We start from the raw sequence: 17,928 nt of genomic DNA, 5'->3' as shown, positions 1-17,928 counted from the left end.
TTGTGGCAGGGGACCGGCCGGGACGGCGGCCGGGCCCCTGACCCTCCTGCCGTCCGGATTACGGGCGGAAGCGCAGCACCTGCGGGTCGTGGTCGCTGTTCTGGGCAGCGAACTCGGCGTTGATGTGCACGCTGTCGTACGTGAACTTCTTGATGGCCGGGCTGGTCAGGATCTGGTCCAGCACCTGCGCGTTGCCCTGGTAGACGTACGAGTAACGCTCCGACTTCGGCAGCGACTTGATGGCCGGGTACAGCGCCCCGCCGTCCGCCAGGGCCTCGGTGGTCGCGGAGAACTCGAAGTCGTTGATGTCGCCCAGGACGAGGACGTTGGCGTTCTTGTCCTCTGCCAGGATCTGCTTCACGAAGCCGTTCACGGCCTGCGCCTGGAGCAGCCGCTTGGTCTCCGAGGAACGCAGCGGCGGCTGGTGGTGCGAGGTCAGGCTCTCGTCGCCGCCCTTCGAACCGAAGTGGTTGGCGATCACGAAGACCGTCTTGCCGCGGAAGACGAACTCGCCGGCGAGCGGCTTGCGGCTGTCGGCCCACGCCGGGTTCGCCGGGTCGACGCGGCCGGGGGAGTGGGTCAGGTGGGTCTTGCCGTTCTCCTTGACCACGCCCGTCGCCGTCACCGCGTCGCCGGGGGCGCGCTCGGTGAAGGAGACCCGCGCCGGGTTGAAGAGGAACACCTGGCGGATGTTGCCGCCGGGCTCGCCGCCGTCCTTCTTGTCCTGGGGGTCGACGCTCCGCCACTGGTAGGACGGGCCGCCCGCCGCCGCGACGGCAGTGGTGAACTTCGTGAGCGTCTGCTCGGCCGAGACCGTGCCGTCGTTCTTGGCGCCGTTGTCGTCCTGGATCTCCTCCAGGGCGAGGATGTCGGGAGAGGACAGGTTCTCGACGACGGCCTTCGCCAGCGCGTCGAACTTCTCCTGCGGGTCCGTCGGGTCGAGGTTCTCGACGTTGTAGGTGGCCACCGCGAGCTCCTGCTGGGCCTGCGGCTTGGTCTTCTCGGGGGCGATGGGGCCCGCCTTGACGGTACCGAGGGTGCGGGCCACCAGCGTGTAGCCGCCGAACTTGTTGAAGTCCAGCGGGCCTTGCGTGGTCCCGGTCAGCTTGTCGCCCACGTTGGCCACGGGGAAGGGCTGCTCGGCGATCGGCGCGAGCTGCTGGATCTGCAGGCGCCCGGTGTTCTGGGATTCGTAGGAGCCGTAGATGGTGCCGCCGCGCCTGGCGGTGTTCTCCCAGCCCTTGACCGTGACCCAGAGCTCGGAGTACGGGTCGGTGGCGCCGACGACGCGCGAGGTGCCGATCTTGACGTTCATGCCCTCAAGGGACTCGTAGTAGTCCAGGGCGTAGCGCGAGGGCTCCAGCGTCAGGCCGTTGATGCTGCCGCCGGCGGCCGGATCGCCGGCCGGGGTGTACTCGGCGGGCACCGTGTACTCGTTGATCGCGGTGGCCTCGGGCAACACGTTGCCGGAGGAGACCACGGTGACCGTCGGCTTGGAGATCTGGGTCACCGACTGGTTGCCGGAGCTCACGCCGCCGGGGATGTACTCGCCGACCGTGCCGTCGACCTTCACCGCGTCGCCCACGGCGACGGTCGGGACGGAGCTGGTGAAGACGAAGATGCCCTCACTCGTCGCGTCGTTGTCGTCGGCGTCGGGGTCCTGGATCCAGAAACCGCGCGAGCCGTAGGTCCGCACGCCCGTCACGATGCCCTCGACGCCGGCCACCTGCTGGCCGTTGAGCGGGGATATCCGGGTGGTGCCCTGGATGTCGTGGATGCGGACCGGGTCGGCGGACGCCGCGCCCTCGGCCGCGTCGGCGGAGCCCGCGAGCAGGCCGGTGGCCAGCGCGGAGGCGACGAGGGCCGCGACGGCGGCGGAGCGGGGATGCGAGGAGCGCATGGTCAGGAAACTCCGGTGTGGGAGAAGGGCAGGAAGAGGCTGCGAACAGCGAAATCTGTGGGGGGTTGGTCAGCCCCCGAACGTCTACGCGCGTCAATTTCCTGTGTTGCCAGCAAAGTTGTCAAGCCCTCCAGGGGAGACGGCGGCCGACTGTGGGATGAACCAACGGCGATGGCCCGCCGGGCACGCCCGATATGCGTCTACGCTGGGTCGCCGTACGACGGCCACGGCTGTCATCTGCGCCACATCCGCCATGCCCGCCCTGCCCCGTCATGTCGGCCATGTCGCCGGTAATCGGGCGCGTATGACGGTCCGGCCGCCCGGCCGAACCGTCACGGCCTGCCCTTCACCACCGCGTCCGCGAGGAGACCGTTCCCATGTCCGCTGAGTCGCACCCCACACTGCCGCCGGTACGGCTGCACTCCGATGCGGAGCTGGCGCGCGACGCCCTCGGCGCCCCGCTGTTCGCGCGAGCCGTGCGACTGGCCCGCTGGGCAGGGCCCGCCACCCGTGTCGGTGCCGCCGGCGAACTGGCGGCCGACCAGCTTCCCGGAGCCGCCGCCCACCTCGGCCTCGACGCGGCTGACGAGGACTCGGCCGGGGACGCGAGCCAGGCCTGGCGGGTGGCTGTGGACACCGGCCTGGTGGACGTGACGGAGCCGGAGGAGGACGCGGACGGTGAAGGGGTCGCCGAGGGGGAGGCGGGCGAGGGCCCGTACGGCACGGCCGTGCCCGGCGAGGACCTGGCGCTGGTCACGGGCGGGGCGCCCGGCGACGTGCTCGACCTGTGGCGGGCGGCTCTGGAGGCGGTGCTCGCCGACGCCGCCGTGCCCGACCTGGAGGACCTGGTCGACGCGGTGGACACGGACGGGGGAATCGACTTCGACCGGCTGGACTGGAACCCGGGCCGCGAGGCGGACTTCCTCGACGAGGCCCTCGCCAACCTCTACCTGCTCACCGCCGCAGAGGGCGGCACCGCGGACCGGCCAATTCCGCTTCCGGTGTTGGCCGCGTCGATGGTCGCGCCCGACGGAATGGGCGAGCCGAGCGACGCCGTCCTGGAGCAGGTCTCGGACGCGATGATGCGCCTCGACGACCAGTTCCGGCAGCTGGCACCGATCGGACTGGTGGAATTCCGCCCCGTCGACGAGGAGCTGATGGCGCAGGTCGACGAGGACGGGCCGCTCGGCGAGCCGGAGGGGGACGAGGACGTCTCCCGCTACGGCATGGTCCGCCTGACGCCGCTCGGCCTTTACGGGATCCGCGCCCGGATGCTGGAGGCGGGAGTGGCGGCCCCCGCCCTCGGTGAACTGGCCGCGAAGGGAGCCGACGCACTCCTCGACGGCGTCGCCTCCTACCCCGAGCGCACGGCGCAGGCCGAGATCGAGCAGTGGATGGCGGACCGCGAGCCCGCCGCCGCGGTCGCCGAACTGCTGGCCGCCGCACGCGGGGACGACGAGGGCGGACCGCTGCGCCGGCTGCGCTGCCAGCAGGCCCTCGCGCTGGCCGGCCCGGAGGCCGAGCCGGTGGTCCGCTCGGTCCTGGACGAGGCGGAGCTCGGCGGTCTGGCCCGGGTCTGGCTGGCGGAGCACGGGGCGGCCGACGTACCGGCGCCCGCCCCGGAGATGGTGTTCTGGCTGACCGTCGACACGATTGCGGCGCAGCTCGCAGCGGACGGCGAGACCGAGGAGCTACCCCTTCTGATGGAGACCCTGACCGCACATCACACGGGCTTCTTCGACCGGGTGTGGCGCGTCGAGCACCCCTCGACCGTACGGGTCCTGGAGGCGATGGGCCGGCTACACCCGGACCCGAAGACCGCGAAGGAGGCCCGCAGGGCCGCGTTCAAGGCGCGCTCCCGCCGGCCCTGAGAGCTCGGATCGTGGCCGGTCCGGGGCTGGTCCGCGGCCGGTCCGGGGGCCGATCCGGGTCCGGTCGTGGCCGGGTCCGGGGGCCCCTCGCCGAGCGCTGGCGACAATGCGCCGTTCCTGGGCCGGAGCTGGCCATTCCGTCGACGGGCAAGGGGCCGGTATCTCTTCGTGGGTAATTCAGCCGCCGTTCACGTGCGGGCGGGAGCGTGTGCGCCGACGACCGCACGACAGGCGCACCACTCCCCACCCCTGGAGACCTGATGCCGCTCAGCCGCAGAGACTTCACCGCCCGTACCGTCATCGCCGGCGCGGGAGTCGCGCTCACCGGGACCGTCGGCGCCCTCGCCACCGCACCGGGCGCGCTCGCGGCCGAGGACGGCGCGCACCACGATCAGCACGGGCGGCCCTGTGAGCCCGGCTACGGCCCGCTGGTCCCCGACCCGGCCGGCATCCTCGCCCTCCCCGCAGGCTTCCGGTACCGCGTGATCACGCACAGCGGCGTCACCCGGCTGGAGTCCGGTGAGACCACCCCGTCCAACCACGACGGGACCGCGGCCTTCGAGGGCGGGCGGGGCGTCACCCTCCTCGTCAACAACCACGAGCTCAAGGGTCGGCGGGAGAACTGGGCCCGCCCCGTCCCGCTCGCCGAGGGCCTTGTCTACGACCCGGCCGCGGCAGGCGGATGCACCGTGGTCGAGGTCCGGCGCGGCGGCGAGGTCGCCGAGTGGGTCGGCATCGCCGGTACGTCGACCAACTGCGCGGGCGGCGCAACGCCTTGGGGCACCTGGCTGACCTGTGAGGAGAACTCGGACCTCGCCGGCAAGAACGGCATGACCAAGGACCACGGCTACGTCTTCGAGGTGGACCCGCACGACCGCCGCGCCAACCGCGATCCCCGGCCCGTCAAGGCCTTCGGCCGCTACGACCACGAGGCCGTGGTCATCGACCCGCGCCAGGGCCACGCCTACCTGACCGAGGACGCCTCCGGGCCCAACGGGCTGCTCTACCGCTGGACCCCGCCCTACGGCTTCCGGCACGGCCGCGGCAGGCTCCGTACGCTCGCCCCCGACGCCGGTGTGCTCCAGGCCGCCAAGTGCATCGACAGCTCGGGCCGGTTCGTCGACGACTTCTCGCGCGCCACGCGGATCGGCACCGTCTACGGCGTGGACTGGGTGGACGTGCCGGACCGCGACGCGCGCACGGTGCCGGTGCGGCGGCAGTTCGCCGACAACGTGGTGACTCGCGGACGCAAGCTGGAGGGCATGTGGTGGGCCGACGGAGGCGCGTACTTCGTCTCCTCCTACGCCCGTGAGGAGAGCCCGGGCGCCGCGCACGACGGCCAGGTCTGGTTCTACGACCCCAAGCGGCGCACGGTCCGGCTGACCGTCCTCATCGGGGTCAACGCCGACCCGGCCGCGGACGGCGGCTATGACGGCCCGGACAACATCACCGTGTCGCCGTACGGCGGGCTGGTCATCGCGGAGGACGGCTCGGGGCTGCAACACCTGTTCGGCGCCACCGAATCGGGCCGCACCTACCCGCTGGCGCGCAACGAGCTGAACATCGGCTCGGCCGAGGAGCCCGAGTACTCCGAGTTCACCGGGGTGTGCTTCTCACCCGACGGACGCACCCTGTACGCCAACATCCAGGAGCCCGGCATCATGCTGGCCATCACCGGGCCGTGGCGGCGCGCACACTGACGCTCCGCCCGGCCGGATCGCGGGCTCAGTGGGCCGGGGAGACCTCCATGCGGGAGGCCTCGGCCCACTCGGCGAGCAGGAACTCGTACGCCTCGGAGGGCCAGTCGCCGTCCACCCTGGTCTCCACGAGGTGCCGTATCGCCTCGTTCGCCTCGGCGGCGGACGGGCGGGCGGGCCCCGCGGGTGTGAGTGACTCGTGCATGCTTCCTAGGCTACGGGCGGGCACTGACAGCCACTGACGGACAACGCGTGGCATCCATCACCCGCGAACCCGTCCGGTGGCGGCCTGTGCCCGCCCACCTGCTCAGAGTGCCTGCGCGGCGGGCTTGACCATGCCGCGCACTGTGCGCGACTTCACAAACTCGCCCATGGCCGTCATTTCCCACTCGCCGGAGAACTGACGGATCAGCTTCGCCATCATCACGCCCGTCTGCGGCTCGGCGCCGGTGAGGTCGAAGCGCACCAGCTCCTCGCCGCTGGCCGCGTCGATCAGGCGGCAGTAGGCCTTGGCCACTTCGGTGAACTTCTGGCCGGAGAAGGAGTTGACCGTGAAGACCAGGCCGGTGGCGTCGGCGGGGAGCCGGCCGAGGTCCACGACGATGACCTCGTCGTCGCCCGCGCCCTCACCCGTGAGGTTGTCCCCCGAGTGCTTGATGGCGCCGTTCAGGATGGACAGCTTGCCGAAGTAGCAGCTGTCGATGTGGTTGCGCTGCGGGCCGTACGCGATGACGGACGCGTCGAGGTCGATGTCCCGGCCGCGGAAGGCGGGCTCCCAGCCCAGGCCCATCTTCACCTGGGAGAGCAGCGGTCGGCCGCCCTTGACCAGGGAGACGGTCTGGTTCTTCTGGAGGCTGACCCGGCCCTTGTCCAGGTTGATCTTCCCGGTGGCGGGCGGGGCGGCCGGGGGCGCGGGCGCCGGGGCGGGGGTGACCGGGGCGGGGGTGCCGACGCCGGCGGTGAGCCAGGGGGAGGGCTGGTGGCCGGCGGGCGGGGCGGGGGGCATCGCGGGTGCGGGCGGGGCGGCCGCCGGAGCCGGCTCCTCGTCCACGCTGACCCCGAAGTCGGTGGCGATGCCGGCCAGGCCGTTGGCGTACCCCTGGCCGACCGCGCGGACCTTCCAGGCACCGCCGCGCTGGTAGATCTCGACGACGACGAGCGCGGTCTCGGTGGCCAGCTGCGGCGGGGTGAACGAGGCGATCACCGTGCCGCCGTCGGCATTGCGCACGGTGGCGGTGGGCTCGATGCCCTGGAAGGTCTGCCCGGCGGCGTCGGGACTGGCCGTGACCACGATCCGCTCGATGCCCTGCGGCACCGCGGAGGTGTCGACGGTGACCGAGTCCGGTGCCGCGCCCCCACCGGACCGGTAGGTGACGCCGGGCCCGGAGGGCTGGTTGAAGAAGATGAAGTCGGCGTCGGAGCGCACCTTGCCGTCCGCCGTGAGGAGCAGGGCGGACACGTCGAGCCGCACCGGCGCAGCCACGTCGACCGTCACGCGGGCGGCGTTGAGCGGCAGATTGGATCCAGGGGTCATAGCGGTCATGCCGGGAGAACGAGCGGGGATGCTTTGCCGTTCCCTTACCTTGGCGATATTTCGCCGCCGGGCGCCGGGGCGGTCGCGCCGCGCCCCGGCGCCCGGCGGCGCGGCGGGTGCGCTGCTCAGCCGCCGGTCACCCGGCGCGGCAGGCCCAGCGGATTGGCCTCGCGGAGCTCGGCCGGAAGAAGAGCATCCGGGACGGACTGGTAGGCCACCGGCCGCAGCCAGCGCTCGATCGCCGTGCCGCCCACCGAGGTGGAATGCGAGGTCGCGGCCGGGTACGGCCCGCCGTGGTGCTGGGCCGGGGCCACCGCGACCCCGGTCGGCCAGCCGTTCACCACGATCCGCCCCGCCAGCCCCGTCACCTGCCCGATCAGTTCGGCGGCCGGGCCGGGGGCGCCCTCGGTTTCGGCGGCCGACAGCTGGAGGGTGGCGCTCAGGTTTCCGCCGAGGCGCTCCAGGACCGCGCTTGCCTCGGCCTGGCCGGCGTACCGGACGACGACGGTGACCGGGCCGAAGCACTCCTCGAGGAGGACGTCGTGCCGGTCGCCCGCGAGGAGCTCCTCCGCCCGTACCGTCAGATATCCCGCTCCCACGGTGTGCTCGCCGCCGGCCCCGGGGGTGACGGGGGCGTCGACGCCGGGCAGCGCGGCCCGCTCGCGCACCCCGGTGACGAAGTTCTCCCGCATCCGGTGGTCGAGCAGCACCCCGGGTTCGGTCTCGCCGAGGGCCTTGGTGAGCTCGCCGGTGATCCGGTCGCCGTCCGTGCCGTCGGGCACCAGGACCAGGCCGGGCTTCACGCAGAACTGGCCGACCCCGAGGGTGACTGAGCCCGCGAGCCCGGCGCCGATCTCCTCGGCGCGCTCGGCGGCGGCCGCCGGGGTGACCACGACGGGGTTGAGGGAGCCCAGTTCGCCGTGGAAGGGGATCGGTACGGGCCGGGCGGCGGCCGCGTCGAACAGGGCCCTGCCGCCCCGGATGGAACCGGTGAAGCCGGCGGCGGCGACCAGCGGGTGACGGATCAGCTCCAGGCCCGCGTCGAATCCGTGGACCACGCCCACCACTTCGGGCGGGAGCCCGTTCGCGACGGCCGCCCGGCGCAGCAGCGAGGCGCACAGCTCGGAGGTGGCGGGGTGGTCGGGGTGCGCCTTGACCACGACCGGGCAGCCGGCGGCCAGTGCGCTCGCAGTGTCGCCGCCGGGGACGGAGAAGGCGAGCGGGAAGTTGGAGGCGGCATAGACGGCCACCACGCCGAGCGGGACCTTGTAGCGGCGCAGGTCGGGGCGCGGCGGAGTGCGGGAGGGATCCGCGTGGTCGATCCGGATGTCGAGGTAGGTCCCCTCCTCGACGGCGTCGGCGAAGGCGCGCAGCTGGCCGGTGGTGCGGGACAGCTCGCCGGTCAGCCGACCCGGGCCGAGCGCGGTCTCGGCGTCGGCGGCCTCGATGACGTGGGCGGCGGCCTCGTCGAGCAGGGCGGCGGCGGTGCGCAGGAAGGCGGCGCGGGCGGCGGCGTCCGCGAGCGCGCCGCGGGCGGCGTGGGCGGCTCGCACGGCTTCGTCCACTTCGCGGGATGTGGCCTCCACCGCAACCTGCTCGCGCTGCTTCCCGGTGCGGGGGTCCACACTCCAAACTGGTGTCGCTGCCATGGCCCACTGCCTCCTGGATCGTTCAGTATTCTGAACGCGGTTCCGGTGGATGAATGATCACATCTGTTGGGGACTCTATTTCCGGGTCCTCCGCGTGACAAGGGGCGACCCGAGGCGACCAGAGGGGAAGCAGCTGCATGACGACGACCGAGTCGGGGATCCCCGCCCAGGCGGCACCGGTCAAATCGGCGGTCCGGACCGTCCTGCTGCTGGAGCACTTCGCGGCCAGCCCCGGCCTGCACAGCCTGGCCGACATCCAGAACGACCTCGCCCTGCCCAAGTCCAGCCTCTACATGCTGCTGCGCACCCTGGTGAACCTCGGCTGGGTGGAGACGGACGCGACGGGCACGCGGTACGGCATAGGGGTGCGGGCCCTGCTGGTCGGCAGTTCGTACATCGACGGCGACGAGGTCGTCGCCGCCGCCCGGCCCACCCTGGATCGGCTCTCCGACGACACGACAGAGACCATCCACCTGGCCCGGCTCGACGGGACGAGCGTGGTCTACCTCGCCACCCGCCAGTCCCAGCACTACCTGCGGCCCTTCACCCGGGTCGGGCGGCGGCTGCCCGTGCACTCGACGGCGCTCGGCAAGGCGCTGCTCGCCACGCACTCGGACGCGGAGGTGCGGGCGCTGCTGCCGCGGCGGCTGGAGGCGGTGACCGAGCACACCATCACCGACCGCGAGCAGCTCATCGAGGAGCTGGAGCTGGTACGCGAGCAGGGGTACGCGCTGGACCGGGAGGAGAACACGCTCGGGCTGCGGTGTTTCGGGGTGGCCGTGCCGTACCGGACGCCGGCCCGGGACGCGGTGAGCTGCTCGGTGCCGGTGGCTCGGCTGACGCCGGGGCACGAGCAGGTCATCAAGGCGGCGCTGTTCGAGGCGCGCGACCGGCTGTCGGTGGTGACGCGCCGCATGTGACGGCGTGCGGGCCGCGGGGTGGGCCGGGTGCGGGTGACGGTGCGTGCGCCGCTGCGCCGCCCGCCGCCTCCCCCGCGTGGGGGAGGCGGTTCCCCACTGAGGGGGAGGCGGCGGGCCGCCGCGCACGGGACTGTTGGGGCATGACCGCACGAGCCGTTCACACGAGGCAGGCACCAGAGTCCTCCGCACCTGTTCCCGCGACCGGGAGGAGGCGCATCGTCACGGCAGTGGCCCTGGTGGCCCTGGTGCCGTATCTGGCGCTCAAGGTCGCCTGGCTGTCCGGCAGCCGGATCGGGATACCGGACGGCAGCGCGCTGTTGCAGCCCGGTCCGTTCCTCACGGCGGCCAATGCCGTCACCCTGGCCATGGACGCGTGCGTGATCCCGCTCGTCCTGGTGCTCACCAGACCCTGGGGGCTCAGAACCCCCGGCTGGATGCTGACCCTTCCGGCGTTCGCCGCCACCGGCCTGCTGACCCCGATCCTCCTGGCTTTCCCGGGGCAGTTGCTCGTACGCGCCCTGGGCTTCGGATCCGGCCCCGAAGCGGCGGCCGCGCGGGAGCCCTTCCTGGACTCCTGGGTCTTCACCGTCGTGTACACGGGATTCACCGTCCAAGGACTCGCCCTGGCCGCGCTGTTCGTGCCCTATGCGCGCAAGCGTTGGGGCCGGCGGTGGCAGGGCGTGGTGGGAGAGCGGCTGCCGCGACTCACGGGGGTGGTGGCGGCAGCCGCGACCTCCGGTGCCCTGGCTCTGACGGCGCTGTTCCTCTACTGGGCCGCAGGCGGCACCGCAGGGCTGAGTGCCGAGCGGGCCGAGGCCCATACGGCGGAGAGCGCCGTCGTGTCCCTGGCCCACGCGATGTGCGCGCTCGCCGCAGGAGCGGGGGCGCTGCTCCTGGCCCGCGGCGGAGCCCTTCGGGCGCGGTGGCCGCTCGGGCTCGCCTGGGTCGGTGCCGCCGCGACCCTGGCGTGGGGGGTCTTCCCACTGGCCGTCTCATGGGGGCCGCAGGTTGACGGCGGTGAAGGCCCCTCCACCGCCGAGCAGTTGATCTACGCTGGCCAGATGGTCACGGGATCGCTCGCCACCGCCGTCCTCACCCGGTTCCTCATATCCCGACGCGAGCGGTGATGCGCGGCGGCCTGAGCCGGCTGCTGGGCGCGCCGGCCCGGCTGCGATGGGTGCACCAGATCCTCGGCGGAGCCCTGCTGATGCCCTACTTCCTCCTGGCCACCGTGGGGGTCGGTATGGCGGCCGACGGTGCCAACGCCCTGTCCTCCCTGCCGCTGTCCCTCGCGGCCTACGCCGCGGCTCTGCCCCTGGCCGCCGTCACGGGGGTGTACGGCCTGGTCCGGCCGCTGTCGGTGAGTGCTGTCCGGGCCATGTGCCAGGTGCCGGGGGAGCGGCTGGCCGAAGGGCCGGCGCGGTCCTGGGCCGCGCGGGGGCGCGCGTCCGCGTGGTGGACCCTGCACCTGGGGGTCGGGGCGCTCGTCAGCGGCATGACGCTGGCCGTGCCTCCCCTGGCGGTGGTGCTGCTCGTGCTGCCGTTCGTGAGCGGCCTGCGCGAAGCCCGTCTGGGGTTCGGGTGGTTCGGCACGGGCGTCGAGACGTACGCGGCTCCCCTTCTCGGGATCGGCCTGCTGGCCGCGCTCACCCTGTGCGCGGCCGCCGCCGGGGAGCTGCTGGCCAAGCTGGCACCCGTACTGCTCGGGCCCACGGCCGCGGACCGGCTCGCCGCGGCCGAGGACCGTGCCGCCGACCTGGCCGTGCGCAACCGGCTGGCCCGGGAGCTGCACGACGCCGTGGGGCACGCCCTCAGCGCCGTCACCCTCCAGGCGGCCGCCGCCCGGCGGATGCTGGAGCGCGACCCCGTCTTCGTACGGGAAGCGCTCGCCGCGATCGAGGACACCACCCGGCGGACGGTGGGGGAGTTGGACGCCGTCCTGGGCCTGCTGCGCGAAGGGGAACCGGCCGGACCGGAGGGGCCGCCGGGCCGCGCCCCCACCCTCGCCGCCGACCTGGACGGGCTGCTGGACCGCACTCGTGCCGCGGGCACCGGCGTCAGCGCGCACCAGGACCCCGGTCCCGCGGGGGACTGGGCGCGGCTCCCGGAGATCACCTCGCGCGAGGCCTACCGGATCGTGCAGGAAGGCCTCAGCAACGCACTGCGCCACGGGGCCGGCCCGGTGGACCTGCGGATCCTGGTCCGGGCCGGCCAGGACACCGAACGACGAGAACTGGAGATCACCATGACCAACCCGCCCGCCGCACCCGAGGGCAGGGAGCCCCGTACCGGCGGGGGCCGCGGGCTGCGCGGCTGCGCGGAGCGGGCCGCACTGCTCGGCGGCAGCATCGAGGCGGGCCCGTACCAGTCCCGGTGGCGGCTGCGCGCGGTCCTCCCGTTGGCCGGAGCGGACCGGTGACCGCGGCCGCCCCTGCGGGCCGGCCGCCCCTGCGCATCGTGCTGTGCGACGATGAGCGGATGGTCCGCACCGCCCTGCGGGTCATCCTTGAGGCCGAAGCCGATTTCGAGGTCGTCGGCGAGGCCGCCACCGGTGCCGAGGCCGTTCCGCTCGTGCGGTCACTCGCCCCCGACGTGGTGCTGATGGACGTGCGGATGCCCGAGATCGACGGAATCCGGGCCACCCAACAGATCCTCTCCACCATGCCCGAACCACCCAGGATCGTGGTCGTCACCACCTTCGAGAACGACGCCCACGTCTACGACGCGCTGCGTGCCGGAGCAGTCGGCTTCCTCCTCAAGCGGGCCGACCCCGACGAACTGATCGGGGCGGTCCGGCTCGTCGCCCGCGGGGACTCGCTGCTCTTCCCGGCCGCCGTACGGTCCCTCGCGGCCGCCCACGCGGCGGCTGCCGTCCCCGCCGCCGCTCCCTGGATCGCCACGCTGACCGGCCGGGAGGCCGACGTCCTGCGCCTGATGGCCACGGGGCTGTCCAACCACGAGATGAGCGAGCGCCTCGGAGTGGGGCCGCAGACGGTCAAGACCCACGTCGCGTCGGTGCTCACCAAGACCGGCTCCCGTGACCGCACCCAGGCGGTCATCGCGGCCTACGAAGGAGGATTCATCATGAGGAAAGCCTGAGAAGTCCGCCACAATCGGGGCAGAGCGGAACGCCCGAGGCCGCCGGGACGTCCTTTCGGGGGATGAACAAGACGATCAGGCGTGCGTCGGTCTTCTGTCTGCTCCTGGTGCTGGCCCTGCTGGTCCGCGTCACCTGGGTGCAGGCGTACCAAGGCCAGGCCCTCGCAGACGACAAGCACAACCGCAGGAACCTCATCGGGCAGTTCGAGAACCCGCTGGGCAACATCATCGTGGGCGGGGAGGCGATCACCGGCTCGGAGAAGACCGGGGGCAAGGACTTCGGCTACAAGCGGACCTATGTCGATGGCCCTCTGTACGCGCCCGTCACCGGCTACAGCTCCCAGGCCTTCGGCACCAGCATGCTGGAGGGCGTCTACAAGAACGTCCTCAACGGTTCCGACAGCCGGCTGAAGACCGTGATGGACACGCTCACCAACAAGCGGGCCGACCCGGGCAACGTCCTCACCACGATCGACAAGGACGTGCAGAAGGCCGCCTATGACGCGCTGCAGGGCAAGCAGGGCGCTGCCGCGGCCATCGACCCCGCCACCGGCGAGATCCTCGCCGTCGTGAACAACCCCTCCTTCGACCCCGGCAGCATCGCCGGCGCCAACGACCAGAAGGCCTGGGACGCGCTCTCCGCGGACAAGGGCAAGGCCATGGAGAACGTCGCGCTCCGCAAGCCGCAGGCGCCCGGCTCCACTTTCAAGCTCGTCACGCTCACCGCGGCGATCGAGAACGGCCTGGTCACCGACATCGACCGGCAGACCGGCATTCCCGACCCCTACACGATCCCCGGCACCCGCACCCTGCTGCCCAGCGAGGCGGGCTCCGCTGCCTGCAATAACGTCTCGGTGCGCACCGCCCTGCGGCTGTCCTGCAACAACGTGTTCGCCGAGCTCGCCTTCAAGCTCGGTCAGGACAAGATGCTCGCGACCGCCGAGAAGCTCGGCTTCAACGCGCAGATCGACACACCGGTCCGCACCAACCCACCGAGCAGGTATCCGACGCAGAAGATGTCGGTTGACCAGGTCGCGCAGACCGGAATCGGCCAGTTCGACGTCCAGGCCACCCCGCTGCAGATGGCGATGGTCACGGCCGCGATCGAGAACGGCGGCAAGCTCGTCGCCCCGCACATGGTCTCCGAGGTCACCGACGCCAACGGCAACGTGCTGGAAAGCTTCAAGGACCCGGAGTCCCGGCAGGTCATGAAGGAGCGGACGGCCTCGATGGTCCGGGACGCCATGCGCACGGTCGCCACCGAGGGCGGCGGCAAGCCAGCCCAGGTGCCCGGCGCCGAGGTGGGCGGCAAGACCGGCACCGCGCAGCGCGGCGTGAACAACAGCCTCGCGCCGCTGGCCTGGTTCACCTCGTACGGCAAGGCCGGTGGCAAGCAGATCGCGGTGGCCGTGGTGATCGAGAACTCCGACACCGACCGCTCCGAGATCGGCGGCGGCAAGCTGGCCGCGCCGATCGCGCAGAAGATGATGCAGGCCTGGCTGAAGAAGTAGGTGTGCGCTGGTGCGCGCCCGACGCGCCGGGAACCGAGGTGGTTCCCGGCGCGTATCTGTCTTCATGATCAGGAATGCGCTCCCCGCCGACCTCGACGCCATCGCCGCCCTCCACACCAGGGCCCGGGCCACCTACTACCAGGGCCACATACCTGAAGAGGCCTACGCGGGCGAGGCCGAGTTGGCCCGGACCCGTGAGGGCTGGACCCTGGCCGTCGCCCGCGACGCCGCCGAGGGCGGCGTGCTGTGCGCCGAGGAGGACGGCGAGCTCACCGGGGTCGCCGCCTTCCGCACGCAGGACGGCGAGGCCACGCTCACCCAGCTCCACGTCGACCCGGTCCGCTGGCGCCGGGGCACCGGGGCGGCCCTCCACGAAGCCTGCCTGCAGGTCTGGCGCCGCGCCGGGGTCCGCCGGGTGCGCCTGGAGGTCTACGAGCACAACCAGCGGGCCCAGGCCTTCTACGCCGCCCAGGGCTGGCTGCCCGATCCTGCCGCCACCCCGTCGGGCAGCCACCGCACCCTCTGGCTGGACGTCGCCTGAGGCCGAGGGGCCCGCCCACCGCTCGCCGCCCGCCGCGTGTCCGGGGAATGGGGCGCGAAGGCGGATGGTTCACACCACTGATGGTTGAACAACAAACCGTCCCCTCATCGACCCCGGAGAGAAGAAGGATCATGCGCGTCGAGATCTGGAGCGACATCGCCTGCCCCTGGTGCTACATCGGCAAGGCCCGTTTCGCCAGGGGGCTGGCCGGGTTCGCGCACCGCGACGAGGTGGAGGTCGTCTTCCGGTCCTTCGAGCTCGACCCGGGCAGCCCCAAGGGTGTGACCTCCCCCGTCGTGGAGATGCTCGCCGAGAAGTACGGCCGCACCCTCGACGAGGCGCGCAGCATGGAGGAGCACGTCGCCGCGAGCGCCCGCGCCGAGGGGTTGGCGTACCGGACCGAAGGGCGTGACCACGGCAACACCTTCGACATCCACCGGCTGCTGCACCTGGCCGGCGCCCGCGGCCGGCAGGAGGCGCTGCTCGACCTCGCCTACCGGGCCAACTTCGCCGAGGAGCGCTCCGTCTTCGACTCCGAGGTGCTGATCGGGCTCGCGGTCGAGGCCGACCTGGACGAGGCCGAGGTCCGCGCCGTCCTCGCGGACGGTTCCGCCTATGCCGCCGAGGTCCGCGCCGACGAGCGCGAGGCCGCCGAGCTGGGCGCGAACGCGGTGCCGTTCTTCGTCCTCGACCGCCGCTACGGGATCTCCGGAGGGCAGCCGGCCGAGGTGTTCACCCGGGCCCTTGAACAGGCGTGGGCCGGGCGTGAGGTGGAGGCGCCGGCGGAGGCCGCGGCCTGTGGGCCCGACGAGACGTGCGCGGTCCCACAGGTATAAGTAATGCTTGGAGTGGGTGCGCAAAACTCGGCAATGGACTTTGGTTCGCTCCTGGCGCAGAGTTGACGGCATGGATCTTTCGATCGCCGAAGCGACCCGTGCCGAGTTCGCCCACACCACCACCTACCTCAACTCCGCCGCCTGCGGCGTCGTCCCGCGTGCCGCCGTCGCGGCGGTGAAGGAACTGTCCGAGGCGGCGGGGGCCGGGATCCCCGCCGGATTCGGCGACTTCGACCGGGTCAACCGGGCCCGTGCCTCCTTCGCCCGCCTGGTCGGGGTGGACACCGACCGGGTGGCCGTCGGCTCGGCCGTCTCCACCCATGTCGGGCTCGTCGCGGCCTCGCTCCCCTCCGGCGCCGAAGTGCTCTGTCCGGAGGACGACTTCGCCTCTGTGATCAACCCGTTTGTCGTGCGGGACGACCTCAAGGTGCGTTTCGCGCCGCTGGAGTCGCTCGCCGAGGCCGTCGGCCCGGACACCGCGCTGGTCGCACTGAGCGCCGTACAGTCCGCGGACGGGCGCCGGGCCGACCTCGCGGCGGTGCGCGCGGCGTCGGCGGCGCACGGGGCCCGGATGCTCGTGGACGCGTCCCAGGCGGCGGGCTGGCTCCCCTTCGACGCCTCGCCGTACGACTACACGGTCACCGTCGGCTTCAAGTGGCTGCTCAGCGTCCGCGGAGCCTCCTTCCTGACCGTGTCGCGGGAGGCCCAGGACGCTCTGACGCCGCTGCATGCGGGTTGGGTGGCGGCGGAGTCGATGTGGGACGCCGTCTACGGCCCGATGCCGAAACCGGCCGACTCCGCGCGGCGGTTCGACGAGTCTCCGGCCTTCCTCGCCTACCATGCGGCGGAGGTCTCGCTGGCCCTGATCGAGCGGATCGGCATCGAGGCCGTGCACGCCCACGACACCGCCCTGGCCGCTCGCTACCGCGCCGGACTCGCGCACCTCGGCCACGAGCCCGTGCCGGGCGACGCCGCCATCGTCTCCGTCCCGGGCCTCGCCGGCCGGCAGCCCGTGCTGCAGGCGGCCGGCGTCCTCACCTCGGCCCGCGCGGGCCTGCTGCGGGCCTCGTTCCACCTGTACAACACGGAGGCCGACGTGGACCGGCTCCTGGACGTGCTCTCCGCCTCCTGACGCCGCGGGGGCCGCACGTACAGTGCCGCCATGAGCGATGTGAGCGATGTGAGCGACGTGCTGCACGTGAAGGGGCGGGTGCTGGTCGGGCCCGACGAGGTCCGCGACGAGCTCTGGGTGGTCGGCGGGCGCGTCTCCTACGAGCGCCCGCCCGGCGCCCGCGAGGTCACCACCGTGACCGGCTGGGTCCTGCCCGGCCTGGTCGACGCGCACTGCCACGTGGGGCTGGACGCCCACGGTCCGGTCGACGCCGCCACGGCCGAACGCCAGGCCCTCACCGACCGCGACGCGGGCACCCTCCTGATCCGCGACGCCGGATCGCCCTCCGACACCCGCTGGATCGACGACCGCGAGGACCTCCCGAAGATCATCCGGGCGGGCCGGCACATCGCGCGCACCCGCCGCTACATCCGCAACTACGCCCACGAAATCGAGCCGGCCGACCTCGTCGAGTACGTCGGCCGCGAGGCGCGGCGCGGCGACGGCTGGGTGAAGCTGGTCGGCGACTGGATCGACCGCGACGCCGGCGACCTGACGGCCTGCTGGCCGCGCGCCGAGGTCGAGGCGGCCATCGCCGAGGCGCACCGGCTGGGCGCCCGGGTCACCGCGCACTGCTTCGCCGAGGACTCGCTGCGCGACCTCGTCGAGGCGGGCATCGACTGCATCGAGCACGCCACCGGCCTCACCGAGGACACCATCCCGCTGTTCGCGGAACGCGGGGTCGCCATCGTCCCCACCCTCGTCAACATCGCGACCTTCCCCAAGCTGGCGGCGGGCGGCGACGCGAAGTTCCCGCGCTGGTCGGCGCACATGCGGCGGCTTCACGAGCGGCGCTACGACACCGTCCGGGCCGCCTATGACGCGGGCGTCCGGGTCTTCGTCGGTACCGACGCCGGCGGGTCGCTGCCGCACGGACTGGTCGCGGCGGAGGTCGCCGAACTGGTGAAGGCCGGGATTCCGGCACTGGACGCCCTCTCGGCGACGGCCTGGGCGGCCCGCGAGTGGCTCGGCAGGCCGGGGCTCACCGAGGGCGCACCGGCGGACCTGGTGGTCTACGACAGCGATCCGCGGGCCGACGTGGCCGTCCTGGCGCAGCCTCGACGGGTGGTCGTCGACGGCAGGGTCAGGGCCTGAACGCGGTGCCAGGAGCGGAGTCGTGGGGGTGCGGGGAGTAACGCGGTGAGCGGGGCCGCAAATCGAAACCCCGCACGGAAACCACCCTTTGGGGTGAAGTGACC

15 protein-coding genes are annotated in these 17,928 nt (G+C 72.7%); 11 read left to right on the top strand and 4 right to left on the bottom strand.

Annotated features, from left to right (window positions below; genetic code table 11):
• Window positions 1–58 precede the first annotated feature (58 nt).
• Window positions 59–1,900 carry a DUF8508 domain-containing protein gene (locus R4Z63_RS07360; RefSeq protein ID WP_384454276.1) on the bottom strand — a complete coding sequence of 614 codons (1,842 nt, stop codon included), beginning with the start codon at window positions 1,898–1,900 and terminating at the stop codon, window positions 59–61.
• A gap of 377 nt (window positions 1,901–2,277) precedes the next feature.
• Here R4Z63_RS07360 and R4Z63_RS07355 point away from each other — a divergent pair, with 377 nt between their 5' ends.
• Window positions 2,278–3,771, top strand: a complete 1,494-nt coding sequence (locus R4Z63_RS07355; protein WP_384454273.1) for a hypothetical protein — start codon at window positions 2,278–2,280, stop codon at window positions 3,769–3,771.
• Window positions 3,772–4,031: 260 nt separating this feature from the next.
• On the top strand, window positions 4,032–5,471 hold the full coding sequence (locus R4Z63_RS07350) for an alkaline phosphatase PhoX (protein WP_037930144.1): 1,440 nt from the start codon (window positions 4,032–4,034) through the stop codon (window positions 5,469–5,471).
• Window positions 5,472–5,496: 25 nt separating this feature from the next.
• Here the strand turns inward: R4Z63_RS07350 and R4Z63_RS07345 are convergent, their stop codons facing one another.
• The 3 genes from R4Z63_RS07345 to R4Z63_RS07335 form a co-directional block, all read right to left on the bottom strand.
• Window positions 5,497–5,673: a hypothetical protein gene (locus R4Z63_RS07345; protein WP_172671433.1), complete on the bottom strand. Its 177-nt coding sequence runs from the start codon at window positions 5,671–5,673 to the stop codon at window positions 5,497–5,499.
• Window positions 5,674–5,775: 102 nt separating this feature from the next.
• Complete coding sequence (locus R4Z63_RS07340; RefSeq protein WP_172671434.1) at window positions 5,776–7,011, bottom strand: TerD family protein; 1,236 nt, start codon at window positions 7,009–7,011, stop codon at window positions 5,776–5,778.
• A 116-nt stretch (window positions 7,012–7,127) separates the two neighbouring features.
• Complete coding sequence (locus R4Z63_RS07335; protein ID WP_037930150.1) at window positions 7,128–8,651, bottom strand: aldehyde dehydrogenase (NADP(+)); 1,524 nt, start codon at window positions 8,649–8,651, stop codon at window positions 7,128–7,130.
• Window positions 8,652–8,788: 137 nt separating this feature from the next.
• Here R4Z63_RS07335 and R4Z63_RS07330 point away from each other — a divergent pair, with 137 nt between their 5' ends.
• The 9 genes from R4Z63_RS07330 (at window position 8,789) to R4Z63_RS07290 (ending at window position 17,824) form a co-directional block, all read left to right on the top strand.
• Complete coding sequence (locus tag R4Z63_RS07330; RefSeq protein ID WP_384454431.1) at window positions 8,789–9,571, top strand: IclR family transcriptional regulator; 783 nt, start codon at window positions 8,789–8,791, stop codon at window positions 9,569–9,571.
• A gap of 227 nt (window positions 9,572–9,798) precedes the next feature.
• Window positions 9,799–10,698 carry a hypothetical protein gene (locus tag R4Z63_RS07325; RefSeq protein ID WP_384454429.1) on the top strand — a complete coding sequence of 300 codons (900 nt, stop codon included), beginning with the start codon at window positions 9,799–9,801 and terminating at the stop codon, window positions 10,696–10,698.
• A complete protein-coding gene (locus tag R4Z63_RS07320) occupies window positions 10,698–11,990 on the top strand; it encodes a sensor histidine kinase (protein WP_384454426.1) in 1,293 nt (430 codons plus the stop codon). The genes R4Z63_RS07325 and R4Z63_RS07320 overlap by 1 nt, the downstream gene beginning before the upstream one ends.
• 59 nt (window positions 11,991–12,049) lie before the next feature.
• Window positions 12,050–12,670: a response regulator gene (locus R4Z63_RS07315; RefSeq protein WP_236647872.1), complete on the top strand. Its 621-nt coding sequence runs from the start codon at window positions 12,050–12,052 to the stop codon at window positions 12,668–12,670.
• A gap of 62 nt (window positions 12,671–12,732) precedes the next feature.
• Window positions 12,733–14,181 (top strand): peptidoglycan D,D-transpeptidase FtsI family protein, encoded by a 1,449-nt coding sequence (locus R4Z63_RS07310; protein WP_037930159.1) that lies wholly within the window; start codon window positions 12,733–12,735, stop codon window positions 14,179–14,181.
• 64 nt (window positions 14,182–14,245) lie between these two features.
• Window positions 14,246–14,722 carry a GNAT family N-acetyltransferase gene (locus R4Z63_RS07305; RefSeq protein WP_384454423.1) on the top strand — a complete coding sequence of 159 codons (477 nt, stop codon included), beginning with the start codon at window positions 14,246–14,248 and terminating at the stop codon, window positions 14,720–14,722.
• Between the two features lie 131 nt (window positions 14,723–14,853).
• A complete protein-coding gene (locus R4Z63_RS07300; RefSeq protein ID WP_384454420.1) occupies window positions 14,854–15,558 on the top strand; it encodes a DsbA family oxidoreductase in 705 nt (234 codons plus the stop codon).
• A 70-nt stretch (window positions 15,559–15,628) separates the two neighbouring features.
• Complete coding sequence (locus R4Z63_RS07295) at window positions 15,629–16,690, top strand: aminotransferase class V-fold PLP-dependent enzyme (protein WP_384454417.1); 1,062 nt, start codon at window positions 15,629–15,631, stop codon at window positions 16,688–16,690.
• A gap of 30 nt (window positions 16,691–16,720) precedes the next feature.
• Window positions 16,721–17,824 (top strand): amidohydrolase family protein, encoded by a 1,104-nt coding sequence (locus R4Z63_RS07290; protein ID WP_384454414.1) that lies wholly within the window; start codon window positions 16,721–16,723, stop codon window positions 17,822–17,824.
• The last annotated feature ends 104 nt before the right edge of the window (window positions 17,825–17,928 follow it).

It is taken from the genome of Streptomyces sp. PL-29, from assembly GCF_058344425.1.
Note: the sequence above shows the minus strand (reverse complement) of the source record. Positions and strands in the feature narration are given on the sequence as shown.